Annotated in this window: 1 protein-coding gene; it reads left to right on the top strand. The window is 57.3% G+C overall.

The window, feature by feature from the left end:
• Positions 1 to 508, top strand: a 508-nt coding sequence (locus IEX86_RS24895; RefSeq protein ID WP_188868819.1) for a hypothetical protein, incomplete at both ends; no start/stop codon positions are given.

Below are 508 nucleotides of genomic sequence, written 5' to 3'. Positions count from 1 at the left end.
AGCTCCGACCTGACCCTACAGACCTTCGTCCCGCTGGGCTCGAAAGCGCCGTTAACGAAGGGATCAATAACCATGGCCTACATAGTCAAACACGAGCAGTGCTCAACAGGGCGTTGGGGCTTGTGCTGGTAGCCGAATCGGGAAAGGTGAGGCTTACGCCCACCCTTGCCGAGCATAGTCAGCTCATGGCCTCGTTACCACAAAGCCTAAACTCCAACGATCGCTCAAATATCAACCTTTTCCTGTGCCACCTGGAGCAACAGGGCCAGACTTGGTCGCAGCTCCGACCTGATCCGACTGATCCTCGTCCCGCTGGGCTCGAACGCGCGGTTAACGAAGGGATCAGTCGGCATGGCCTCCACAAGAGCACACGAGCAGCGCTCAACAGGGCGTTTGGACTTGTGCTGGTAGGCGAATCGGGACAGGTGAGGCTTACGCCCACCCTTGCCGAGCATAGCCAGCTCATGGCCTCGTTGCCACAAAGCCTAAGTAAACAATATCGCTCATC

This window comes from Pseudomonas asuensis, from assembly GCF_014646755.1.
GTDB classification, from domain to species: domain Bacteria; phylum Pseudomonadota; class Gammaproteobacteria; order Pseudomonadales; family Pseudomonadaceae; genus Chryseomonas; species Chryseomonas asuensis.
This window is presented reverse-complemented; position numbering and strand designations above follow the sequence as displayed.